Source organism: Pseudomonas sp. EA_65y_Pfl1_P113, assembly GCF_963970525.1.
Taxonomy (GTDB): Bacteria; Pseudomonadota; Gammaproteobacteria; order Pseudomonadales; family Pseudomonadaceae; genus Aquipseudomonas; species Aquipseudomonas tritici.
In genome coordinates this window covers 196,929-218,744 of the sequence record NZ_CAXAQM010000007.1, presented here as the reverse complement: position 1 = coordinate 218,744, position 21,816 = coordinate 196,929, and the positions used below count along the sequence as shown (strand labels likewise).

23 protein-coding genes are annotated in these 21,816 nt (G+C 60.3%); 18 read left to right on the top strand and 5 right to left on the bottom strand.

The annotated features are described in order from the left end of the window. Window positions 1-269: 269 nt before the first annotated feature. The 7 genes from hslV (at window position 270) to AACY52_RS09710 (ending at window position 7,917) form a co-directional block, all read left to right on the top strand. Window positions 270-800: an ATP-dependent protease subunit HslV gene (hslV, locus tag AACY52_RS09740; RefSeq protein ID WP_339427283.1), complete on the top strand. Its 531-nt coding sequence runs from the start codon at window positions 270-272 to the stop codon at window positions 798-800. A 37-nt stretch (window positions 801-837) separates the two neighbouring features. Further along, a complete protein-coding gene (gene hslU / locus AACY52_RS09735) occupies window positions 838-2,175 on the top strand; it encodes an ATP-dependent protease ATPase subunit HslU (protein WP_339415544.1) in 1,338 nt (445 codons plus the stop codon). An 82-nt stretch (window positions 2,176-2,257) separates the two neighbouring features. Then, on the top strand, window positions 2,258-2,635 hold the full coding sequence (locus tag AACY52_RS09730; protein WP_314561598.1) for a DUF971 domain-containing protein: 378 nt from the start codon (window positions 2,258-2,260) through the stop codon (window positions 2,633-2,635). Between the two features lie 252 nt (window positions 2,636-2,887). Beyond that, window positions 2,888-4,567 (top strand): class II poly(R)-hydroxyalkanoic acid synthase, encoded by a 1,680-nt coding sequence (gene phaC / locus AACY52_RS09725; protein WP_339415542.1) that lies wholly within the window; start codon window positions 2,888-2,890, stop codon window positions 4,565-4,567. Window positions 4,568-4,652: 85 nt separating this feature from the next. Continuing rightward, the gene (phaZ, locus tag AACY52_RS09720) at window positions 4,653-5,498 is read left to right on the top strand and encodes a poly(3-hydroxyalkanoate) depolymerase (RefSeq protein WP_016979176.1); all 846 of its coding nucleotides are present in this window, start codon (window positions 4,653-4,655) and stop codon (window positions 5,496-5,498) included. 88 nt (window positions 5,499-5,586) lie between these two features. Next, complete coding sequence (phaC, locus tag AACY52_RS09715; protein ID WP_339560447.1) at window positions 5,587-7,269, top strand: class II poly(R)-hydroxyalkanoic acid synthase; 1,683 nt, start codon at window positions 5,587-5,589, stop codon at window positions 7,267-7,269. Between the two features lie 27 nt (window positions 7,270-7,296). Beyond that, a complete protein-coding gene (locus AACY52_RS09710; RefSeq protein ID WP_339415540.1) occupies window positions 7,297-7,917 on the top strand; it encodes a TetR/AcrR family transcriptional regulator in 621 nt (206 codons plus the stop codon). A gap of 146 nt (window positions 7,918-8,063) precedes the next feature. Here AACY52_RS09710 and AACY52_RS09705 read toward each other — a convergent pair whose 3' ends face one another. From AACY52_RS09705 to AACY52_RS09695, 3 genes are all read right to left on the bottom strand, one after another. After that, window positions 8,064-8,966 carry a phasin family protein gene (locus AACY52_RS09705; RefSeq protein WP_339435785.1) on the bottom strand — a complete coding sequence of 301 codons (903 nt, stop codon included), beginning with the start codon at window positions 8,964-8,966 and terminating at the stop codon, window positions 8,064-8,066. Between the two features lie 12 nt (window positions 8,967-8,978). After that, the gene (locus tag AACY52_RS09700) at window positions 8,979-9,401 is read right to left on the bottom strand and encodes a phasin family protein (RefSeq protein WP_065875741.1); all 423 of its coding nucleotides are present in this window, start codon (window positions 9,399-9,401) and stop codon (window positions 8,979-8,981) included. A gap of 105 nt (window positions 9,402-9,506) precedes the next feature. Next, window positions 9,507-9,782: a polyhydroxyalkanoic acid system family protein gene (locus AACY52_RS09695; RefSeq protein WP_339427287.1), complete on the bottom strand. Its 276-nt coding sequence runs from the start codon at window positions 9,780-9,782 to the stop codon at window positions 9,507-9,509. Between the two features lie 145 nt (window positions 9,783-9,927). Between AACY52_RS09695 and ubiE the strand changes: the two genes are divergently transcribed. The 11 genes from ubiE (at window position 9,928) to AACY52_RS09640 (ending at window position 19,966) form a co-directional block, all read left to right on the top strand. Then, the gene (gene ubiE / locus AACY52_RS09690; protein WP_339415537.1) at window positions 9,928-10,698 is read left to right on the top strand and encodes a bifunctional demethylmenaquinone methyltransferase/2-methoxy-6-polyprenyl-1,4-benzoquinol methylase UbiE; all 771 of its coding nucleotides are present in this window, start codon (window positions 9,928-9,930) and stop codon (window positions 10,696-10,698) included. Next, on the top strand, window positions 10,698-11,321 hold the full coding sequence (locus AACY52_RS09685; protein ID WP_339415536.1) for an SCP2 domain-containing protein: 624 nt from the start codon (window positions 10,698-10,700) through the stop codon (window positions 11,319-11,321). The genes ubiE and AACY52_RS09685 overlap by 1 nt, the downstream gene beginning before the upstream one ends. Continuing rightward, window positions 11,318-12,922: a ubiquinone biosynthesis regulatory protein kinase UbiB gene (ubiB, locus tag AACY52_RS09680; protein ID WP_339493316.1), complete on the top strand. Its 1,605-nt coding sequence runs from the start codon at window positions 11,318-11,320 to the stop codon at window positions 12,920-12,922. The genes AACY52_RS09685 and ubiB overlap by 4 nt, the downstream gene beginning before the upstream one ends. A gap of 41 nt (window positions 12,923-12,963) precedes the next feature. After that, complete coding sequence (hisI, locus tag AACY52_RS09675) at window positions 12,964-13,356, top strand: phosphoribosyl-AMP cyclohydrolase (RefSeq protein ID WP_314561632.1); 393 nt, start codon at window positions 12,964-12,966, stop codon at window positions 13,354-13,356. Between the two features lie 2 nt (window positions 13,357-13,358). Then, window positions 13,359-13,691 (top strand): phosphoribosyl-ATP diphosphatase, encoded by a 333-nt coding sequence (locus AACY52_RS09670; RefSeq protein ID WP_049710425.1) that lies wholly within the window; start codon window positions 13,359-13,361, stop codon window positions 13,689-13,691. A 25-nt stretch (window positions 13,692-13,716) separates the two neighbouring features. Continuing rightward, complete coding sequence (locus AACY52_RS09665) at window positions 13,717-13,995, top strand: twin-arginine translocase TatA/TatE family subunit (RefSeq protein ID WP_105695034.1); 279 nt, start codon at window positions 13,717-13,719, stop codon at window positions 13,993-13,995. A gap of 10 nt (window positions 13,996-14,005) precedes the next feature. Further along, the gene (tatB, locus tag AACY52_RS09660) at window positions 14,006-14,410 is read left to right on the top strand and encodes a Sec-independent protein translocase protein TatB (protein ID WP_339415534.1); all 405 of its coding nucleotides are present in this window, start codon (window positions 14,006-14,008) and stop codon (window positions 14,408-14,410) included. After that, a complete protein-coding gene (gene tatC, locus AACY52_RS09655; protein ID WP_339415533.1) occupies window positions 14,407-15,198 on the top strand; it encodes a twin-arginine translocase subunit TatC in 792 nt (263 codons plus the stop codon). Before tatB ends, tatC begins: the two co-directional genes overlap by 4 nt. Then, window positions 15,195-15,902 (top strand): 16S rRNA (uracil(1498)-N(3))-methyltransferase, encoded by a 708-nt coding sequence (locus AACY52_RS09650; protein ID WP_339415532.1) that lies wholly within the window; start codon window positions 15,195-15,197, stop codon window positions 15,900-15,902. The genes tatC and AACY52_RS09650 overlap by 4 nt, the downstream gene beginning before the upstream one ends. A 111-nt stretch (window positions 15,903-16,013) precedes the next feature. After that, window positions 16,014-17,930: a methyl-accepting chemotaxis protein gene (locus AACY52_RS09645; protein WP_339493317.1), complete on the top strand. Its 1,917-nt coding sequence runs from the start codon at window positions 16,014-16,016 to the stop codon at window positions 17,928-17,930. Window positions 17,931-18,058: 128 nt separating this feature from the next. After that, the gene (locus AACY52_RS09640; protein WP_339415530.1) at window positions 18,059-19,966 is read left to right on the top strand and encodes a methyl-accepting chemotaxis protein; all 1,908 of its coding nucleotides are present in this window, start codon (window positions 18,059-18,061) and stop codon (window positions 19,964-19,966) included. A gap of 16 nt (window positions 19,967-19,982) precedes the next feature. Here the strand turns inward: AACY52_RS09640 and AACY52_RS09635 are convergent, their stop codons facing one another. Both AACY52_RS09635 and AACY52_RS09630 read right to left on the bottom strand, forming a co-directional pair. After that, window positions 19,983-20,717 (bottom strand): amino acid ABC transporter ATP-binding protein, encoded by a 735-nt coding sequence (locus AACY52_RS09635; RefSeq protein WP_339415529.1) that lies wholly within the window; start codon window positions 20,715-20,717, stop codon window positions 19,983-19,985. Beyond that, on the bottom strand, window positions 20,710-21,669 hold the full coding sequence (locus AACY52_RS09630; RefSeq protein WP_339415528.1) for an amino acid ABC transporter permease: 960 nt from the start codon (window positions 21,667-21,669) through the stop codon (window positions 20,710-20,712). Before AACY52_RS09630 ends, AACY52_RS09635 begins: the two co-directional genes overlap by 8 nt. Between the last annotated feature and the right edge of the window lie 147 nt (window positions 21,670-21,816).

Sequence of the window (21,816 nt, the reverse complement as noted above, 5' to 3'; positions counted from 1 at the left end):
TCCCACTCGGGTGCTGACACACCAGTGCTGGCTACGGCCTTTGCCCCGCACGCGTTCTATAACCTTACGATGAACCAGTTTGATGCGCGACAGCGCTACGTCGAAGATGTAGTGGGGCCTCCCACATTTATTTTCAGCGGTCTCAGGACCGAGTCCGACACATAAACACAACTCGTCCTCCCTCCCGTCCTACAGTTGAAATCCCCCTCGCCACCCCCATATCAGTTTCCATCAGGGCATTTTCGCCCCGCTGCGTGGAGACTCTCCCCTTGACCACCATCGTTTCAGTACGTCGCCACGGCAAAGTCGTCATGGGCGGCGACGGCCAGGTTTCCCTTGGCAATACCGTGATGAAAGGTAACGCCAAGAAAGTGCGTCGCCTTTACCACGGCCAGGTTCTCGCGGGCTTTGCCGGCGCTACCGCCGACGCCTTCACCCTCTTCGAGCGCTTCGAAGGCCAGCTGGAAAAACACCAGGGCCACCTCGTGCGCGCCGCCGTCGAGCTCGCCAAAGAATGGCGCACCGACCGTACGCTCAGCCGCCTGGAAGCCATGTTGGCCGTCGCAAACAAAGATGCCTCCCTGATCATCACCGGTAACGGCGATGTGGTTGAGCCCGAACATGGCCTGATCGCTATGGGTTCCGGCGGTGGTTACGCCCAAGCGGCAGCCAGCGCACTGTTGAAAAAAACCGAACTGTCGGCCCGCGAAATCGTCGAGACGGCCTTGGGCATTGCCGGCGATATCTGCGTGTTCACCAACCACAATCAGACCATTGAGGAGCAGGACCTCGCCGAATAAGCCGTAGGCTTATTCTCGCTTGAGGCCGCCAAACACTATGTCCATGACTCCCCGCGAAATCGTCCATGAACTCAACCGCCATATCATCGGCCAGGACGATGCCAAGCGCGCCGTTGCCATCGCGCTGCGTAACCGCTGGCGCCGCATGCAACTGCCCGAAGAGCTGCGTGTTGAAGTAACGCCGAAAAACATCCTGATGATCGGCCCTACCGGCGTCGGTAAAACCGAAATCGCCCGTCGCTTGGCCAAACTGGCCAATGCACCGTTCATCAAGGTCGAAGCCACCAAGTTCACCGAAGTGGGCTACGTGGGCCGCGACGTCGAGTCGATCATTCGTGACTTGGCCGATGCCGCGCTGAAACTGCTGCGCGAGCAGGAAATGACCAAGGTCAGCCATCGCGCCGAAGACGCCGCGGAAGAACGTATCCTTGATGCCCTGCTGCCACCGGCACGCGCGGGTTTCAACGAAGACGCCGCACCGGCCTCGGATTCCAACACCCGCCAGCTGTTCCGCAAGCGCCTGCGTGAAGGCCAGTTGGACGATAAGGAAATCGAGATCGAAGTCGCCGAAGTCTCCGGTGTCGACATCTCCGCCCCGCCGGGTATGGAAGAAATGACCAGCCAGTTGCAGAACCTGTTCGCCAACATGGGCAAGGGCAAGAAGAAAAGCCGCAAGCTCAAGGTGAAGGAAGCGCTGAAACTGGTACGAGACGAAGAAGCCGGGCGCCTGGTGAATGAGGAAGAGCTCAAGGCCAAGGCCCTGGAAGCGGTCGAGCAACACGGCATTGTGTTTATCGATGAGATCGACAAAGTCGCCAAGCGCGGTAACTCCGGTGGCGTCGACGTGTCCCGCGAAGGCGTGCAGCGCGACCTGCTGCCGCTGATCGAAGGCTGCACCGTGAACACCAAGCTGGGCATGGTCAAGACCGACCACATCCTGTTTATCGCCTCCGGTGCCTTCCACCTGAGCAAACCAAGCGATCTGGTGCCGGAGCTGCAAGGCCGCCTGCCGATTCGCGTCGAGCTCAAGGCACTGACCCCGGGCGACTTCGAGCGCATCCTCAGCGAGCCGCATGCTTCGCTGACCGAGCAATACCGTGAGTTGCTGAAAACCGAAGGCTTGGGTATCGAGTTCCAAGCGGACGGCATCAAGCGTCTGGCGGAGATCGCCTGGCAGGTCAACGAGAAGACCGAGAACATTGGTGCGCGTCGACTGCATACCCTGCTTGAGCGTTTGCTGGAGGAAGTGTCCTTCAGCGCCGGCGACCTGGCCGGTGCGCAGAATGGCGAAGTGATCAAAATTGATGCGGATTACGTCAATAGCCACTTGGGCGAATTGGCGCAGAACGAAGATCTGTCGCGCTACATTCTGTGAGCTCAAGCTGTAAGCTACAAGCTTCAAGTTGAGCCCATTCAACTTGCCGCTTGTAGCTTAAGGCTGGCCGCTGGAGGCTCCCATGTCCAAATTCCCTACAGCTGTAAACCTGCACAAAACCTCCAACACCCTCGGCCTTACCTACGGGCCCGACGAGGTGTACCAACTCCCCGCCGAACTGCTGCGCACCCACTCGCCTTCCGCAGAAGTCCAGGGTCACGGCAAACCCATCCTGCAATTCGGCAAACTCAACGTGCGTTTGGTCAAAATAGAACCGGCCGGTCAGTACGCACTGAAATTGACCTTCGACGACGGTCATGACAGCGGACTGTTCACCTGGGACTACCTCTACCAATTGGCCGTGCGCCAGGACGCGCTGTGGGCCGACTACCTTGCCGAACTCAAAGCGGCCGGCAAAACCCGCGATCCAAGTCAGTCGGTCGTGCGGCTGATGCTCTAGCCCAGGCGTCTTGCTCTTTAGAGGGCATTTTCTAATTTCATCTGCTTGAATGCCCTGTCGCGTGACCAACGCTTGGTCCGCTTGCGAAAAAAATTAAACTCGGGTAACCAATGGAGCTGGCAAGTTCCCTGCATTTGACGATGCGGTATCAACGGTCACCCGAGTCGCAGTACCTGGCTTGTGTTGTGTATCGAAACTGGGTGCACAGCGGCAGTAACGGGTACTCGTCTTTCGGACAATGGAGCGTCGTAGATGAGTAACAAGAATAACGATGACTTGAAACGCCAGGCCTCGGAAAACACCCTGGGGCTGAACCCGATCATCGCGTTACGTAAAAAGGATTTACTCGCCTCGGCGAAGATGGTGCTGACCCAAGCCATCAAGCAACCGTTGCACAGCGTCAAACACGTCGCGCATTTTGGCGTGGAATTGAAGAATGTGATGTTCGGCAAATCGCAGCTGGTACCCGAAAGCGACGACCGTCGTTTCCATGACCCTGCCTGGAGCCAGAACCCGCTCTACAAACGTTATTTGCAGACCTACCTGGCGTGGCGCAAGGAACTGCACGACTGGATCGGCGACAGCAACCTGTCGGAACAGGACGTCAGCCGCGGCCACTTCGTGATCAACCTGATGACCGAAGCCATGGCCCCGACCAACAGCGCGGCCAACCCGGCGGCGGTCAAACGCTTTTTTGAAACCGGCGGCAAAAGCCTGCTTGATGGCCTTTCCCACCTCGCCAAGGACATGGTGCACAACGGCGGCATGCCGAGCCAGGTCAACATGGGCGCCTTTGAAGTGGGCAAGAGCCTGGGCACCACCGAAGGTGCCGTAGTGTTTCGCAACGACGTGCTGGAGTTGATCCAGTACAAGCCGATCACCGAACAGGTGCACGAGCGCCCGCTGTTGGTGGTGCCGCCGCAGATCAACAAATTCTATGTGTTCGACTTGAGCCCGGATAAGAGCTTGGCGCGTTTTTGCCTGCGCAATGGCCAGCAGACGTTTATCGTCAGCTGGCGCAACCCGACCAAGGCCCAGCGCGAATGGGGCCTGTCGACCTATATCGAAGCGCTCAAGGAAGCGGTCGACGTGGTCACCGCGATCACGGGCAGCAAAGACATCAACATGCTCGGCGCCTGCTCCGGTGGCATTACCTGCACCGCGCTGCTGGGCCACTACGCGGCGCTGGGCGAGAAGAAAGTCAACGCACTGACCCTGCTGGTGAGCGTGCTGGACACCACGTTGGACACCCAGGTGGCGCTGTTTGTCGACGAACAGACCCTGGAAGCGGCCAAGCGCCATTCCTATCAAGCCGGCGTGCTGGAAGGCCGCGACATGGCCAAAGTGTTCGCCTGGATGCGCCCCAACGACCTGATCTGGAACTACTGGGTCAACAACTACCTGCTCGGCAACGAGCCGCCGGTGTTCGACATCCTGTTCTGGAACAACGACACCACGCGCTTGCCGGCCGCCTTCCACGGCGACCTCATCGAACTGTTCAAAAATAATCCACTGGTCCGCGCCAACGCCCTGGAAGTGTGCGGTACGCCGATTGACCTCAAGCAGGTCACCGCCGATATCTATTCACTGGCCGGCACCAACGACCACATCACGCCGTGGCAGTCTTGCTACAAGTCGGCGCAGCTGTTTGGTGGGAAGGTTGAATTCGTGTTGTCCAGCAGCGGTCACATCCAGAGCATTCTTAATCCACCGGGCAATCCCAAGGCGCGTTACCAGACCAGTGACAGCCTCACGGCGAAACCGCTGGAATGGCAGGAGAATGCAACCAAGCACACCGATTCCTGGTGGCTGCATTGGCAGGTATGGCAGGCGGAGCGGGCGGGGAAGTTGAAGAAAGCACCGACGGCATTAGGTAATAAAAAGTACGCCGCAGCCGAAGCGGCGCCGGGAACATATGTGCATGAACGATAGCTGCAAGCTACAAGCCTCAAGCTGATTGAGTTCAGCTTGTAGCTTGAAGCTCGCAACTGCCCCCCCTAACCCGAAGGGTTCCCCCATGCCTCAACCGTTCATCTTCCGTACCATCGACCTGGATGGCCAGACCATCCGCACGGCGGTGCGCCCGGGCAAGCCTCACTTGACGCCTTTGCTGATCTTCAATGGCATCGGCGCCAACCTTGAGCTGGTGTTTCCGTTCGTCCAGGCGTTGGACCCGGACCTGGAAGTGATCGCCTTCGATGTGCCCGGCGTGGGCGGTTCGTCGACGCCCAACCGGCCCTACCGTTTTCCCGGCCTGGCCAAACTTACCGCGCGCATGCTCGATTACCTGGACTACGGCCAGGTCAACGCAGTGGGTGTGTCGTGGGGTGGCGCGCTAGCGCAGCAATTCGCCTACGACTACCCGGAGCGTTGCAAAAAGCTGATCCTCGCGGCCACGGCAGCGGGTGCGGTGATGGTGCCGGGCAAGCCCAAAGTGCTGTGGCTGATGGCCAGCCCACGCCGTTACATCCAACCGTCCCACGTGGTGCGCATTGCGCCGATGATTTACGGCGGCTCGTTCCGCCGCGATTCGAAACTGGCCGCCGAACACGCGAGCAAAGTGCGCTCGGCCGGCAAGCTGGGTTACTACTGGCAGCTGTTTGCCGGGCTGGGTTGGACCAGCATCCATTGGCTGCACAAAATCCGCCAACCCACCCTGGTGCTGGCCGGGGACGACGACCCGCTGATCCCGCTGATCAACATGCGCATGCTCGCCTGGCGCATTCCCAATGCGCAGTTGCACATCATTGATGATGGCCACCTATTCCTGATCACCCGGGCCGAAGCCGTGGCGCCGATCATCATGAAATTTCTCGAAGAGGAGCGCATGCGCGCGGTGATTCATCCGCGACCGGCGGTGTAAGGACCACACCGCCGCGCAACTTGCCAGGAACCGACTATGGTTCTGAATTGGCGTGCCTGTTGATGGCTTGACGAAGGAGTGTTGGCTCATGCGAGAAAGACCCGTGACGAACCCGGCGCCCCCCCCTGCCGCGTTCATCAATGCGCAAAATGCGATCACCGGCCTGCGTGGCCGGGATTTACTGTCAACCCTGCGCAGCGTCGCCGCCCACGGCTTGCGCAACCCGGTGCATACCGCGCGCCACGCCGTGGCGCTGGGCGGGCAATTGGGCCGTGTATTGCTGGGCGAAACCGTGCATGCGCCCAACCCCAATGACAGCCGCTTCACCGACCCCACCTGGAAACTCAACCCCCTGTACCGGCGCAGCCTGCAAGCCTATTTGAGCTGGCAGAAGCAATCACGCCAGTGGATTGACGACAGCACCCTGAGCGACGATGACCGGGCACGGGCGCATTTTGCGTTCTCCCTGTTCAACGATGCCGTCTCGCCCTCCAACAGCCTGCTCAACCCGCTGGCCATCAAGGAACTGCTCAACTCCGGTGGCAACAGTGTGGTGCGCGGCGTGAGTAACCTGCTCGAGGACCTGCTGCACAACAATGGCCTGCCACGCCAGGTGAGCAAGCACGCGTTCGAAGTGGGTAAGACGGTCGCCACTACACACGGCTCAGTGGTGTTTCGCAATGAGCTGCTGGAGCTGATCCAGTACAAGCCCATGAGCGAAAAACAATATGCCAAGCCCCTGCTGGTGGTACCGCCGCAAATCAACAAGTACTACATTTTCGACCTGAGCCCGGCCAACAGCTTTGTGCAATACGCCCTGAAAAACGGCCTGCAGACCTTCATGATCAGTTGGCGAAACCCGGACGTGCGGCACCGCGAATGGGGCCTTTCGACCTACGTCGCCGCCGCAGAAGAAGCGCTCAACGTGTGCCGGGCGATCACCGGCGCCCGCGAGGTCAACCTGATGGGCGCCTGCGCCGGCGGTCTGACCATCGCCGCACTGCAAGGCCACCTGCAAGCCAAGCGTCAGTTGCGGCGCGTCTCCAGCGCCAGCTACCTGGTCAGTCTGCTGGACAGCCAGATCGACAGCCCCGCCACACTGTTCGCCGACGAGCAAACCCTGGAAGCCGCCAAGCGCCGCTCTTACCAGCAAGGCGTGCTGGATGGCCGCGACATGGCCAAAGTCTTTGCCTGGATGCGCCCCAATGACCTGATCTGGAACTATTGGATCAACAACTACCTGCTGGGCAAGGAACCGCCGGCCTTCGACATCCTGTACTGGAACAACGACAACACGCGCCTGCCCGCCGCGCTGCACGGCGACCTGCTGGACTTCTTCAAGCACAACCCACTCAGCCATTCCGGCGGCCTGGAGGTGTGCGGCACGCCTATCGATCTGCAAAAGGTCACGGTGGACAGTTTCAGTGTGGCCGGGATCAACGACCACATCACGCCGTGGGACGCGGTGTACCGTTCGACCCAACTGCTGGGCGGTAAGCGACGCTTCGTGCTCTCCAACAGCGGGCATATCCAGAGCATCCTCAACCCGCCCGGCAACCCAAAGGCCAATTACGTCGAAAACTCTAAGATGAGCAGCGACCCGCGCGCCTGGTACTACGACGCCCACCACGTCGAGGGTAGCTGGTGGCCGCAATGGCTGGAGTGGATCCAGCAACGCTCAGGCGTGCAACGCGAAACCCTCACCGCCCTGGGCAACCAGAATTACCCACCGATGGAAGCAGCGCCTGGCACCTATGTTCGGGTGCGTTGAGCTCAACGATCACATTAAGAAGACTGGATGAAGACGCGCGACCGTATCCTTGAATGTGCCCTGCAGTTGTTCAACCAGAAGGGCGAGCCAAACGTGTCGACCATGGAGGTGGCCAATGAAATGGGGATCAGCCCCGGCAACCTTTACTACCACTTCCATGGCAAGGAGCCGCTGGTCCTCGGCCTGTTCGAGCGCTTTCAGAATGAGCTGGCGCCGCTGCTCAACCCACCCGCCGACGCACAGCTGGAAGCCGAGGATTACTGGCTGTTCCTGCACCTGATCGTCGAGCGTATGGCCCATTACCGGTTCCTGTTCCAGGACCTGTCGAACCTGGCCGGGCGCCTGCCGAAGCTGGCCAAAGGTATTCGCAACCTGCTCACGGCGCTCAAGCGCACCCTGGCTTCGTTGCTGGCGAGGCTGAAGGCGGCGGGGCAGTTGGTGAGTGGCACTCAAGCCTTGGGGCAACTGGTGGAGCAGATCACCATGACCTTGTTGTTTTCCCTGGATTACCAGCGGATTCTCGACCGTGAAGGCGAGGTGCGGGTGGTGGTGTACCAAATCATGATGTTGGTGGCGCCGCATCTGTTATTGCCGGCGCGACTCGCAACCGAGACGTTCGCGCTGAAATACCTGGATGACCCCATCTGAAAATGTGAGAGCTGGCTTGCCTGCGAGAGCACTTGACCCGTCAGCTCACGTGGGGCCTGACACCCCGCAATCGCAGGCAAGCCAGCTCCCACCCATAAAAATGCCCGACCTTTGCAGGCCGGGCATTTTTTGTGTCCTGGGGAAAATCAGGACTGACTGGATGGCGTCGGGGTTGCCGGCGTTGCAGTCGGGGTCACAGCAGCAGGCGTCGGTGCGGACACCGAGTTGGCTGTGGAAGCGGTTGGTGCCGGAGTAGCAGGCTTGGGTGCGGCTGGTTTTTTCGCTACTGCTGGCTTCTTCGCGGCAGCAGGTTTCGCGACCGGCTTCGCGGCGGCGGGCTTGGATGCTGGTTTGGCAGCAGGCTTTGCAGCTGCGGTTTTAGCCGCAGGCTTGGCGGCTGGTTTTGCTGCTGCCTTGGCGGCGGGCTTAGCAGCAGCTTTAGCGGCTACCGGTTTAGCAGCAGGCTTTGCGGCGGGCTTGGCAGCTGCCGTTTTTGCCGCAGGCTTGGCGGCTGGTTTAGCAACAGCTTTGGCTGGTGCCTTGGTCGCAGCTTTGGCAGCCGGTTTGGCGGCAGCTTTCACGGCAGGTTTGGCAGCAGCGGTTTTAGCAGCCGGCTTGGCAGCGGGTTTAGCGGCGGCAGTTTTCGCCGGAGCTACTTTGGCACCCGTCAGCTTTTCAATTTGCTTGGTCAGGGTATCGACCTTACTGTGCAGCGTCTTCAGTTCTGCTTTGCTAGGCACGCCCAGTCGCGAAATGGCACTGTTAAGGCGCTTGTCGAAAGTTTCTTCCAACTTGCCCCAAGTGTCAGAAATGCTCGATTTGGCGGAACCGGCAGTTGCCTTGGCCGCATCAACTTTTTTACCAACCGTGGTTTTGGTCAACTTCTCGGCCTTCTCGCCGTCCTTGACCAAAGTCTCGAAGTACTTGCCACCGTCACTGCTAACCTTCGAGTACACGCCTAAACCAGCAAGCCAGATCTTACGGGAATATTTTTCAACTTCCCCGACCCACGAGCTGCCTTCTTTCTGAGTAGTCTTTTTAACAGCCATCCCGATGTCTCCTTAGTGTTTACGCGCGACACGTTCTAGCAATGTCGTCAGCTCTTCGAGCTTAGCAGAGAGTGTCTCAACGTCATGTTTAGATGCAATGCCGATTCGATTCAAGGCACTTGCAACACGAGTATCAAAAGCTTTTTCAACTTTATCCAGCTGAACTTCTACCAGGCCTTTGACGGAGGAGACATTACTCTTGACTTGATCAATCTGACTGTTGGCGGCCTCAAGTTGTTCAACTGCAACTTTTTTGCCTTTACTTTCAACATGTTGACCAGTTTTAACCAGCTCTTTGAAATACTCGCCGCCCTCACTTCCAACCTTGGCATAGGCACCAAGTCCTGCCAGCCAGATCTTGCGGGCGTAGGATTTAACGTCGCTCAGCGTAGTGGTCTCGACGTCGATTTTTTTCTTCAGGATAACTTTGGCCATGGTGCACCTCACGCAGAATAGGGTGGAGGAACGGCCCGCAGGAGTTGAGGGCTTGGGCACAAAGTAGGGTGAAAAATTAGAATCGGCACCCTAAGAACGAGCGGATCACGCCAGCGCCTTATCCAGCGCCTTTTCAATTTCAGACTTGATGGAGCCGCTCATGGCCGACATCAACAGGCCCAGCTCCACATCAATGCGTAAAGAATCGTCGGCCACTACTACCGTGCCTTTCACCCCTGAACGCTTGAGGTTCAAGGTGTCCCCGGACCACGACGGCTCGAGGCCGTATTGCTCCTTGAGTTTTTGCGCCAACTTTTCGGCCTTTGCCCGTGCGCCTTCTTTACCCAGGGAATGTGCACGCTCAACGGTTATACGGGCCATTGCAATGACTCCTCTTTATAGCGACGTTGTAAACCTTCCATGCGGCAAAAGGTCTCTGTGATGACCTATCTTACCTGCAGCCTTGCCAAGACAAAGCAGGCCTTGGGGATTATCATGTGCCGCATTCTCTTTTGGTGACAGCGATATGACTGATCAGCGCAAAGGCAGCGATGCCGAACCCACCACTCACTTCGGCTTCAAGAACGTCCCGGAAAGCCAAAAAGCGGAAAAAGTCGCTGAGGTGTTCCACTCTGTAGCCGCCAAGTACGACCTGATGAACGACGTGCTGTCGGGCGGTATGCACCGCCTGTGGAAGCGCTTCACCATCGAGCTGTCGGGTGTACGCACCGGCAACCGTGTGTTGGATATCGCCGGCGGCACGGGCGACCTGGCAGCGAAGTTCTCCAAGCTCGTTGGCCCGACCGGCCAGGTGGTGTTGGCGGACATCAACGGTTCGATGCTCAAGGTCGGTCGCGACCGCCTGCTCGACAAAGGCGTGGCCGGCAATATCGAATTCGTCCAGGCCGACGCTGAAAAGCTGCCGTTCCCCGACAACCATTTCGACTGCGTGACCATCGCTTTCGGCCTGCGCAACGTGACCCACAAGGAAGACGCGATCCGCTCGATGCTGCGCGTGCTCAAGCCGGGCGGCCGCCTGTTGGTGCTGGAATTCTCCAAGCCGACCAACGCGCTGATGTCCAAGGTCTACGACACCTACTCGTTCGCCTTCATGCCGTTGATGGGCAAGCTGATCACCAATGACGCCGAGAGCTACCGCTACCTGGCCGAATCGATCCGCATGCACCCTGACCAGGAAACCCTCAAGTCGATGATGGTAGAGGCCGGTTTCGACCGCGTGACTTACCACAACATGACCTCGGGCGTCGTCGCGCTGCACCGCGGCATCAAGCCCTGATGGTGTTCGCCGGACTTCTCGCCAGCGTCGAACACGGCCTCAATCGTGTACTGCGCCTGGACAGCACCGCCCTGGCGCGGCTTGCGCACCTCAACGGCAAAGTCATTGCCGTCGATTGCCGCAGCCCCGCCTTGCAGCTGTTTATCCTGCCCAGCGATGAAGGCCTGATGCTTGCGAGCCAATGGGCCGCCGAGGCCGATTGCACCTTGCGTGCGCCGGCATCGAGCCTGTTGCACCTGGCCCTGAGTCGCAACAAGACCGCCATCCTGCACAGTGCCGAAGTGGAGCTGGAAGGCGACAGCGCGGCGCTGATGGACCTGGCCGCCGTGTTGCAAGACCTGGAACTGGACTGGGAATACGAGCTGTCCCGCTGGATCGGCCCCGTGGCTACCCAGTTGATCAGCGGACACCTGCGCAGCAGGTCGCGTTGGTACCAGCAAGGGTTCGCCAGCCTCAACCAGAACCTTGCCGAATACCTGAGCGAAGAATCGCGCACCCTGGTCGGAGAACGGGAAGCGCAAGCGCGCTTTCGTGAACTCGACAAGGCCAAAATCGACCTGGAACGCCTTGAGGCACGCTTCGAGCGCCTGAGCCGTTCCCTTGATCCAAGCGATAACGCATGAAGCTGCTTGCCGTCCGCCGTTTGTTTCGTATCCAGCGCGTCGTAATCCGCTACCGCCTTGATGACCTGCTGTTCGCCCTGCCCCTGCCGTGGTTCCTGCTTGCCGTGCGCTATGTGCTGCCATGGCGTTGGTTCCCGCGTAAACAGCTGGAGCTGAGCAGGGGCGCACGCCTGCGCCTGGCCTTGCAGGACCTGGGGCCGATCTTTATCAAGTTCGGGCAGATCCTCTCGACCCGTCGCGATTTGTTACCGGAAGACATCGCCGACGAGCTGATGCTGCTGCAGGACCGCGTGCCACCCTTCGATTCCCAGCAATCGATGAAGCTGATCGAAGAGCAGCTTGGCAAGAAGATCAGCGAAGTCTTCAGCCGCTTCGACGTCGAGCCACTGGCCTCGGCCTCGGTCGCGCAAGTGCACGCAGCGCGGCTCAAGACCGGCGAAGAAGTGGTGGTGAAGGTGATCCGTCCAGGCCTCAAGCCAATCATCGGACAGGACCTGGCGTGGTTGTTCATCCTCGCCCGCGCCGCCGAGCGCTTCAGCGCCGATGCGCGCCTGTTGCACCCAGTGGACGTGGTCGCCGACTACGAAAAAACCATCTACGACGAACTCGACCTGCTGCGCGAAGCGGCCAACGCCAGCCAGCTCAAGCGCAACTTCGAAGGCTCGCCGTTGCTGTACGTGCCGCAAGTGTATTGGGACTGGTGCCGACCCAAAGTGCTGGTGATGGAGCGCATCTACGGCGTGCAGGTCACCGACCTGGCGACCCTGGCCGACCAGCGTACCGACATGAAGATGCTCGCCGAGCGTGGTGTGGAGATTTTCTTCACCCAGGTGTTCCGTGACAGTTTCTTCCACGCCGACATGCACCCGGGCAACATCTTCGTCAGCACCGTCAACCCGTGGAGCCCGCAATACATTGCGATCGACTGCGGTATCGTCGGCAGCCTGACCCCCGAGGACCAGGACTACCTGGCGCGTAACCTGTTTGCCTTCTTCAAGCGTGACTATCGCCGCGTGGCGCAGTTGCACATCGACTCGGGCTGGGTACCGGCAGAAACCAAACTCAACGAATTCGAAGCGGCGATCCGCACCGTGTGCGAGCCGATCTTTGAAAAACCGTTAAAAGATATTTCATTCGGCCAGGTGCTGATGCGCCTGTTCCAGACCGCTCGGCGCTTCAATATGGAAGTGCAGCCGCAACTGGTGCTGTTGCAAAAGACCCTGCTGAACATCGAAGGCCTGGGCCGTCAGCTGTACCCGGACCTCGACCTGTGGAACACCGCCCAACCGTTCCTGGAGCGCTGGATGCGCGAGCGGATGAGCCCGAAGACCATGCTGGGCAACCTGCACAGCCAGATGGAACAACTGCCGCATCTGGCCAACATGACCCGCGACTTGTTGGAGCGCATGTCCCAGCCCCACGCCAAGGACCCGGCGCCGCCGTGGCAGAAACGCAAGGACGACTGGTTCCTGCGCCTGCTGGGTGCAGCCCATCTGGTCGGCGGCGTAATGCTGGCGATTGGGGCCCCGCTGAACCCACTGGGGCACTGGCCGGCTGGCATCATGGTCGCCGTGGGTGTTTATCTGATCGTGCGTCGATAGCCAATCCGGTTATACACTGTCGCAAATTGCCGGAGCCGAACATGAAAGACTGGCTGGACGAGATCAAGTGGGACAGTGACGGCCTGGTGCCGGCCATTGCCCAGGACTACAAGACCGGGCGCGTGCTGATGATGGCCTGGATGAACCGCGAGGCCCTGAGCCTCACTGCCGCTGAGCAGCGCGCCATCTACTGGTCACGCTCGCGTGGCAAACTGTGGCGCAAGGGCGAAGAGTCCGGGCATGTGCAAACCTTGCACGAGCTACGCCTGGACTGCGACGCCGACGTGGTGATCCTCAAGGTCGAGCAGATCGGCGGCATCGCTTGCCATACCGGCCGTCACAGCTGCTTCTATCGCGTGTTCGAGCATGGCGAATGGAAGATCGTCGAGCCGGTACTCAAAGACCCGCACGCCATCTACCCGGCAGGACACTAGACATGAGCGATACCCTGAACCGTGTGGCCCAGGTGCTGGAGGACCGCAAAGGTGCGGATGCCGACAGCTCCTATGTCGCCAGCCTGTATCACAAGGGCCTGAACAAGATTCTGGAAAAACTCGGCGAAGAATCCGTCGAGACCATCATCGCGGCCAAAGACGCGCAAATCAGCGGCGACTGCAGCGATGTGATCTACGAAACCGCCGACCTTTGGTTCCACAGCCTGGTCATGCTCGCCCAACTGGGGCAGCATCCGCAGGCTGTACTGGATGAACTGGACCGTCGCTTTGGCTTGTCCGGGCATGCCGAAAAGGCTTCGCGTCCGTCCACTTGAATAACGTTGACTGAGGATTTGCAGCATGGGCATTTTTGACTGGAAACACTGGATCGTCATTCTGGTGGTCGTGGTACTGGTGTTCGGCACCAAGAAACTCAAAAACCTCGGTACCGACGTGGGCGAGTCGATCAAGGGCTTTCGCAAAGCCATGAACGATGATGAAAAACCGGCCGACCCGGTCGCCAACCCGGTACCGCCGGCCCAGCCTGTGCACCCGCAGGCCGCCCAGCCGATCACCGAACGTCGTACCTTCGACGTGCAGGCTGAGAAAGTCGAAGAGCCGACCCGCAAAGACTCGTGAGCACTGACTAATGTTTGGTATCAGCTTCTCTGAACTGCTGCTCGTCGGCCTCGTGGCCTTGCTGGTATTGGGGCCGGAACGCCTGCCCGGTGCAGCGCGCACGGCCGGCCTGTGGATCGGGCGCCTGAAACGCAGTTTCAACGCCATCAAACAGGAAGTTGAACGGGAAATCGGCGCCGACGAGATTCGTCGGCAACTGCACAACGAGCACATTCTGTCGTTGGAACAGGAAACGCGAAAGATTCTGTCGCCCGTGCAGGAGCCCGCCAAACCGGCGCAGCCTGTGGCCGAACACAGCATCGCGCCCGTCGCTGAAACCGCCCCCGTGGCACCGACCGCGCCAACCGAGCCTGCGCCGACGCCCGTTGCGTCGCCCGCGCCCCATGACCCTACATTGCCGCCGCGAGCCCCATGAGCGCTGATAAACCGGAAAACGACCAGCATATGCCGCTGGTCTCGCACCTCACTGAGCTGCGTACCCGCCTGCTGCGTTGCGTAGCGGCCATCTTCATCATTTTTGCCGGGTTGTTCGCCTTTACCCAGCAGATCTACACCTTTGTTTCGACGCCACTGCGCCAGTACCTGCCGGCCGGCGCGACGATGATCGCCACCGATGTGTCCTCGCCGTTCCTCACGCCGTTGAAGCTGACCATGATGGTTTCGCTGTTCCTGGCGATCCCGGTGATCCTGCACCAGATCTGGGGCTTTATCGCGCCAGGCCTGTACAAGCATGAGAAGCGCATCGCGGTGCCGTTGCTGGTGTCGAGCATCCTGCTGTTCTACACCGGCATGGCGTTCGCGTACTTCCTGGTGTTCCCGTTGATCTTCAAGTTCTTCGCCGCAGCCACTCCGGCCGGCGTGGAGATGATGACCGACATCACCAGCTACCTCGACTTCGTGATGACGTTGTTCTTCGCCTTTGGCGTGGCCTTCGAAATCCCGGTGGCCGTGGTGCTGCTGGTGTGGATCGGCGTGGTCAACGTGTCGTACCTGAAAAAGATCCGCCCCTACGTGATCATCGGCTGCTTCGTGGTCGGCATGATCCTCACGCCGCCGGATATCTTCTCCCAGACGCTGCTGGCCGTGCCGATGTGGATGCTGTTCGAAATTGGCATCCTGTTCAGTGCCTTGATCAGCAAGCGCGGCGAACACCGGGATGATCAACCCGCCGACGACGACCAGCCGCCAGCGACCCAGCCGTGAACCTGCTGCTGCTGGAAGAGGCCGATTTTATTACGGCCGAGCGAGTGGTGCTGCGCGATCGGCGCCTGGTGCATATGCAGGAAGTCCACCGCGCCGCCGTCGGCGACAGCCTGCGGGTCGGCCGTATCGGCGGGCTGATGGGCAATGCGCAGTTGCTGCGCCTGGACGCCGGTGAAGCCGAGCTGCAAGTGAGTGTCGATCAGCCGCCACCGGCCAAACTGCCGCTGACCCTGTTGCTGGCCCTGCCGCGCCCGAAAATGCTGCGCCGGGTGCTGCAGACCGTGGCCGCCATGGGCGTGCCCAAGGTAGTGCTGCTGAACAGCTACCGGGTCGAAAAGAGCTTCTGGCAAACCCCATTCCTGGAGCCCGAGGCGATTCGCGAGCAATTGATCCTGGGCCTGGAACAGGCGCGGGATACAGTGCTGCCCGAGATCGTTATCGAAAAGCGCTTCAAACCGTTCGTCGAAGACCGCCTGCCGGCCATGACTGAAGGCACCCTGGGCCTGATCGGTCACCCCGGCGATTACCCGGCCTGCCCGCGTGGGCTGGATGAGCCGGTGACGCTGGCGATTGGCCCGGAAGGCGGCTGGATCCCCTACGAAGTGGACTTGCTGGCCAAGGCCGGCATGCAGCCCGTGCAGCTCGGCGCGCGCATCCTGCGCGTCGAAACCGCCGTCACCGCCCTCCTCGCCCGACTTTTCTAACTACTCGGTCCAACAGACGCTCCCACATTGGAGCTGTGTCGCTACAGAATACTGCGTGCGTGCCGATACCCTTCGAATAAGTCCAAGCCTTGTTCCAGGGGAGTTTGCAGCATGTATCGATGGTTAGCCGAAAGGCTGGGGAATGTGAGTGTCAAAACCAAGCTGGGCGTAGGCTTCGGGCTGGTATTGCTGCTGACGCTGATGATCACGTTCACCGGCTGGACCGGGCTCTCCGGCGTGATCAGCCGCGGCGACAAACTGGGGTATATCGCCAGCCTCAACGACCTGAGCAAGGAATTGCGCATCGCGCGCCTGGATTTTGAAATGCGCCGTGGCGAGCAGGGTCCGACGACGGTCAATGGTTTTCTCGGCCAACTGGAAAGCGGCCTGAAAACCGCACGTACACTCATTGAGCAGCCCGCTGAGATTGCCTTGATCGATGATCAACTCGCGGCGGTCGACCAGTACAAGGGCGCATTCGAGGCCATGGTGCAGGCCGGCGCCAACCGGGAAAACGCCCGCAGCAAACTAGGCGACACGGCCGACAACGCAGTGGCCAACGTGAGTGAGGTTGAAAAAGCCCTGCTGCAAGGCGACAGCGTCAGCCAGTTCAACAGCGTTGTCGATTTGAGCAAGCTGATCCAGCAAGCCCGCTTCCAGGTGCGTGGCTACACCTATAGCGGCAGGGTCGAGGCCGAGCAACCAGCGCTGGACGCCATCGACAACGCCTTGAAGAAAATCACCGCCCTCGATAGCCAGCTACCCGAGCAATATACAAAAAACCTGCAACAGGCCAGCGTTTCGCTGCAAGCTTACCGTGCAGCGGTGAGCCAATACCGTGACTCTCAAGTCTCCAGCGCCGAGGCCTTGAAAATCATGGTCAACCAGGGCGAACTACTGCTGGACCGCAGCAACAAACTGACCGCCTCGCAAACGGTTGTGCGTGATACAGACGCCGCACGCGCCAAACAGTTGTTGCTGTTGGCCGCGACACTCGCGCTGATCTTTGGCCTGGTCGCCGCATGGGCCATCACCCGTCAGATCATCCTCCCGCTGAACGAGACCCTCCAGGTGGCCGAGCGCGTGGCCTTGGGTGACCTGAGCCACAACCTGACCTCCCTGCGCCAGGACGAACTGGGCCAACTGCAACGCGCCATGCAAAGCATGACCGTCGGCCTGCGTGAGCTGATTGGCGGGATCAGCGACGGCGTCACCCAGATCGCCAGCGCCGCCGAGCAACTGTCTGCCGTTACCGAGCAGACCAGCGCCGGGGTCAACAGCCAGAAGATCGAGACCGACCAGGTCGCCACTGCCATGAACGAAATGGCCGCCACCGTGCAGGAAGTCGCGCGCAACGCCGAGGAAGCGTCCGAAGCCGCCGTGGCCGCAGACCAGCAAGCCCGTGAGGGCGATAAAGTGGTCGGTGAAGCCATCGCTCAGATCGAACGCCTGGCCACCGAAGTCGGCAACTCCACCGCTGCCATGGGCGACTTGAAGCGCGAAAGCGACAAGATCGGCAGCGTGCTCGACGTGATCAAGTCCGTGGCCCAGCAAACCAACCTGCTGGCCCTCAACGCCGCGATTGAAGCCGCGCGTGCCGGTGAAGCCGGGCGTGGCTTTGCGGTGGTGGCCGATGAAGTGCGCAGCCTGGCCCAACGTACGCAGAAGTCCACCGAAGAGATCGAAGAGCTGATTGTCGGCCTGCAAAACGGCACCCAACAGGTGGCGACCATCATGGATAACAGCCGTGGCCTGACCGACAGCAGCGTTGAACTGACCCGCCGTGCCGGCAGCGCCTTGGCGAACATCACCCGCACGGTCTCGACCATCCAGGCAATGAACTCGCAGATCGCCACCGCCGCCGAGCAACAAAGCGCCGTGGCTGAAGAGATCAATCGCAGCGTACTGAACGTGCGCGATGTGTCGGAACAAACCTCTTCGGCCAGCGAAGAAACCGCCGCGTCCAGTGCTGAACTGGCACGTCTGGGCATCTACTTGCAGACGCTGGTCGGACGTTTCCGTATCTGATCGGTCCTACGCGGCGGCCAGTCGAGGCCGCCGCAAGTTGTGAAACTTCCTACGTAGTTATCAGCCCGCCATCACCCCGAATCGATTTAGCGTTGGTCTACGCGCTTTTTCAGATTTGGAGGTTCACCATGTTTCCTCGGCTGACCCGCTTGCTGGTCAACGCCAGCGTCCGTATCAAACTCGCCCTGGGATTTGGCCAGGTGCTGGTCCTCAGCCTCGTCATCGCCGTGACCGGCTGGCAGGCCCTGAATGACGTACTTCTGCGCTCAAGCAACTTGTCGACACTGGGCCAACTGGCGGCTGTCGCGGAGGCGATGCGCGCCGACCGTATCGTTTACCGCACCCTCACTGACACCGCCAGCCTGGGCAAGATGGCGCAACAGATTGAAACCATCGACCAGCATCTGCGCGACCTGGCAAACCACCTTGAGGACCCAGCAGAACTGCGGCGCATCCAGGAAGCGGAACGCCTGGTGGCCAGTTTCAAAGCCACGCTCGTAGAACTGCCACCCTTGATCGAACGGCGCGACAATACTCGCCCGCCGCTCCACGCGATGGCGCTGCAGGCCAGCGACACCCTCGCGCAGCTGGCCAGCGAACTGCCTGACCAGCAAGACCAGCAAGCACTGGATGCGATTGAAAACCTGCGCCACGTCATGGAGCAGGCCGCGGATCGCGCCCAGAGCCCCGCCTGGGCGGCCGAAACGTTGCAAGCCTACGCCGACGCCGTCAGCAACACCCTCGACGCGCTGGACGTTGCCCAGGCCGCCGTGACCCGCCTGCCTGTCGATTCGGCCCTGCTCAAAACAGACCTGGCGAACTACCGTGCGCAGCTCCTCACGCTCAAGGAAGCCCAGCTCACCACTGAGACCGTACAGAACCGCTTTGAACAACAACTCAACCAGTTACTGGAACACAATGAATTGCTGAGCCAAAGCCAGACCATCAAGCGCGACAGTGAGGCTGACCATACCCGCACCTTGCTTTCGAGTGTCACGGTGGCCGCCTTGTTGCTGGGTTCATTTGCCGCCTGGTGGATCGCCCGGCAGATTGCCGTGCCGCTGCGCGAAATCCTCACTGCCGCTCACCGTGTCGCCGACGGCGACTTGAGCCACGACATCCAGGTGGAACGTCGCGACGAACTGGGCCAGTTGCAGCAAAGCATCGGACAAATGACCCGCAACCTGCGCAGCCTGATCAGCAGCATTGGCGACAGCGCCCGGCAGATCGCCAGCGCCGCCACGCAGCTCTCAGCCGTCACCGAGCAGACTCGCGCCGGGATCAATGATCAGAAAGACGAAACAGACCAGATGGCCACAGCGATGAATGAAATGCTCGCCACCGCCCAAGAAGTCGCACGACATGCCGAACAAGCATCGGCGGCGGCCAATGAGGCCGATCAACAAGCCAGCACCGGGGACAAGGTCGTCGGGCAGGCGGTGGAGCAAATTGGCCATCTGGCCCACGAAATGGCGCGCTCCAGCCAGGCGATGATTGCATTGCAACGCGAAAGCCAAAAAATCGGAGGTGTGTTGGACGTCATAAAATCAGTGTCTCAACAAACCAACCTGCTGGCCCTGAACGCGGCCATTGAAGCGGCGCGTGCGGGCACGGCAGGCGAAGGGTTTGCTGTGGTCGCCGATGAAGTCCGCAGCCTGGCCTTGCGCACGCAGGCATCCGCTGAAGAAATCGAAGGACTGATCTGCGGCCTGCACACCGGCACCCAACAGGTGGCAGACATTTTGGACGGCAGCCGCGCGCTGACCGACAACAGTGTCGACCGGAGCCGCGACGCAGGCGATGCATTGGTAGCCATTATCCGTACAGTCTCGATCATCCAGGAAATGAACCCGCAGATTGCCGCTGCCGCCGAACAACAAAGTGCCGTGGCCGAGGAAATAAATTGCAGCGTGATGAAAGTGCGGGACGTGTCGGAGCAAACAGCGGCCGCCAGCGAGGAAACGGCGGCGGCCAGTGTTCAGTTGACGCGGCTGAGCCTGGACCTGCAGACACTGGTCGACAAGTTCCGGCTTTGACCTGTGGTTTGCGACATCAGAGGACTTGGCGCAGGAACGCCTGGGCCCTTGGGTCTTTGGGCGCAGCGAAGAACTCGGCCGGGGCCGCGTCTTCCAGCAACTTGCCATGGTCGAAAAACAGCACGCGGTCGGCCACTTCACGGGCAAAGCCCATTTCGTGGGTGACGCAGACCATGGTCATGCCTTCCATGGCCAGGGTCTTCATCACATCCAGCACCTCGCCGACCATTTCCGGGTCGAGCGCCGAAGTGGGCTCATCAAAGAGCATCACCTTGGGCTCCATCGCCAGGGCTCGGGCAATCGCGACCCGTTGTTGCTGGCCGCCGGACAAGCGGGATGGAAATTCATTGGCCTTTTGCGCGATACCGACCTTCTCCAGCAGCGCCAGGGCCTTGGCCTCACGCTCCTGCTTGCCGCGCTTGCGCACGACTTTCTGCGCCAGGCACAGGTTTTCCAGCACAGTCATGTGAGGGAACAGGTTGAAGTGCTGGAACACCATGCCAACTTCACGGCGGTAGGCGTTGACGTCGGTTTTCGGATCAGCCAGTTGCAGGCCGTCGATGCTCACCGAGCCGGAGTCGAACGCCTCAAGGCCATTAAGGCAACGCAGGAAGGTCGACTTGCCGGAGCCCGACGGGCCGATCACCACCAGCACTTCGCCCTTGGCCACCTGGGTGGTGACGTGGTCCACCGCGCGCACTACTTGGCCACGCGTGTCGAAGACTTTTACCAGATCGCGGACTTCAATCACTTTGCGCGAGCCTCCGCTCAAGCCGACTGGCGATTTTCGACAGCGGCAGGTTGATCAGCAGGTACAAGCCTGCGACGCAGAACAGGATTTCAAACGGCGAGAACGAAGTGGTGATCACCTCGCGGCCGCTCTTGAGCAGTTCGGTAATCGCGATCACCGACACCAGGGAAGTGTCCTTTACCAGGCTGATAAATTGCCCGGCCAACGGCGGCAGCACGCGCTTGAACGCCTGCGGCAATACCACATGGCGCATCGACTGGCTCGCGCTCAGGCCTAAGGAGCGAGCGGCTTCGTTCTGGCCACGGGTGATGGACTGCACGCCAGCGCGCACGATTTCCGCCACATACGCGCCAGTGAACAGCGACAGCGCGGCGATACCGGCAAATTCCCGGGACAGGTTGAGTACCGTGCCGATAAAGAAATAGAAAATGAAGATTTGCACCAACAGCGGCGTGCCGCGCACCAGCTCGACGTAGATCGTCGACAGATCGCGCAGGGTCGGGTTATTGGACAGCCGGCACAAGCCGGTCGCCAGCCCGATCGCCAGCCCGAGGATGCCGGATACCACCGACAGCCACAGCGTGGTCCACAACCCCCACATCAAAGGGCCCAACGCCCAATGCCGGGTCACGCCCACCACGTCGCCTTCGGCCACATCGTCGCCACGCGCCACTTGCAGGCTGTTGTCGGCAACGGTCAGCCTTTGCTCGGCACCCGCGTCGTTGCGCAGGGTCACTTCAGCCACATCGCCTTTGCGCACCAGTTCGACAACCGTGGAGATGTCGGCGGCACGCTGGGACGTCTCAGCCTGGTAGACGAAGTATTGCGGCACGCGGTTCCAACGCCACTCGTAGGACATCAGCGAGGTGGCGTAGTACAAGGCGCCAGCCAGGCCGACCAGCACGACCACGGTCAGCAGGTGCCAGGGCCATTGGGCTTTTTTCTGTTTCATTTTACTTTCCGGGTTTTGTGTCGCCTGTGAGGCCGCCTTCGCGAGCAAGTCGAAACGTCGAACCACCGCTCCCACTTTCGACCGCATTCTCATGTTGGAACTCGGTCAAATGTGGGAGCGGGCTTGCTCGCGAAGGACGCGACTCGG

What these genes read in the sequence shown, in the direction of transcription:
- hslU (WP_339415544.1), top strand. Translation starts at nt 838, where the DNA reads ATGTCCATGACTCCCCGCGAAATCGTCCATGAACTCAACCGCCATATC.
- AACY52_RS09730 (WP_314561598.1), top strand. Translation starts at nt 2,258, where the DNA reads ATGTCCAAATTCCCTACAGCTGTAAACCTGCACAAAACCTCCAACACC.
- phaC (WP_339415542.1), top strand. Translation starts at nt 2,888, where the DNA reads ATGAGTAACAAGAATAACGATGACTTGAAACGCCAGGCCTCGGAAAAC.
- phaZ (WP_016979176.1), top strand. Translation starts at nt 4,653, where the DNA reads ATGCCTCAACCGTTCATCTTCCGTACCATCGACCTGGATGGCCAGACC.
- phaC (WP_339560447.1), top strand. Translation starts at nt 5,587, where the DNA reads ATGCGAGAAAGACCCGTGACGAACCCGGCGCCCCCCCCTGCCGCGTTC.
- AACY52_RS09710 (WP_339415540.1), top strand. Translation starts at nt 7,297, where the DNA reads ATGAAGACGCGCGACCGTATCCTTGAATGTGCCCTGCAGTTGTTCAAC.
- AACY52_RS09705 (WP_339435785.1), bottom strand. Translation starts at nt 8,966, where the DNA reads ATGGCTGTTAAAAAGACTACTCAGAAAGAAGGCAGCTCGTGGGTCGGG.
- AACY52_RS09700 (WP_065875741.1), bottom strand. Translation starts at nt 9,401, where the DNA reads ATGGCCAAAGTTATCCTGAAGAAAAAAATCGACGTCGAGACCACTACG.
- AACY52_RS09695 (WP_339427287.1), bottom strand. Translation starts at nt 9,782, where the DNA reads ATGGCCCGTATAACCGTTGAGCGTGCACATTCCCTGGGTAAAGAAGGC.
- ubiE (WP_339415537.1), top strand. Translation starts at nt 9,928, where the DNA reads ATGACTGATCAGCGCAAAGGCAGCGATGCCGAACCCACCACTCACTTC.
- AACY52_RS09685 (WP_339415536.1), top strand. Translation starts at nt 10,698, where the DNA reads ATGGTGTTCGCCGGACTTCTCGCCAGCGTCGAACACGGCCTCAATCGT.
- ubiB (WP_339493316.1), top strand. Translation starts at nt 11,318, where the DNA reads ATGAAGCTGCTTGCCGTCCGCCGTTTGTTTCGTATCCAGCGCGTCGTA.
- hisI (WP_314561632.1), top strand. Translation starts at nt 12,964, where the DNA reads ATGAAAGACTGGCTGGACGAGATCAAGTGGGACAGTGACGGCCTGGTG.
- AACY52_RS09670 (WP_049710425.1), top strand. Translation starts at nt 13,359, where the DNA reads ATGAGCGATACCCTGAACCGTGTGGCCCAGGTGCTGGAGGACCGCAAA.
- AACY52_RS09665 (WP_105695034.1), top strand. Translation starts at nt 13,717, where the DNA reads ATGGGCATTTTTGACTGGAAACACTGGATCGTCATTCTGGTGGTCGTG.
- tatB (WP_339415534.1), top strand. Translation starts at nt 14,006, where the DNA reads ATGTTTGGTATCAGCTTCTCTGAACTGCTGCTCGTCGGCCTCGTGGCC.
- tatC (WP_339415533.1), top strand. Translation starts at nt 14,407, where the DNA reads ATGAGCGCTGATAAACCGGAAAACGACCAGCATATGCCGCTGGTCTCG.
- AACY52_RS09645 (WP_339493317.1), top strand. Translation starts at nt 16,014, where the DNA reads ATGTATCGATGGTTAGCCGAAAGGCTGGGGAATGTGAGTGTCAAAACC.
- AACY52_RS09640 (WP_339415530.1), top strand. Translation starts at nt 18,059, where the DNA reads ATGTTTCCTCGGCTGACCCGCTTGCTGGTCAACGCCAGCGTCCGTATC.
- AACY52_RS09630 (WP_339415528.1), bottom strand. Translation starts at nt 21,669, where the DNA reads ATGAAACAGAAAAAAGCCCAATGGCCCTGGCACCTGCTGACCGTGGTC.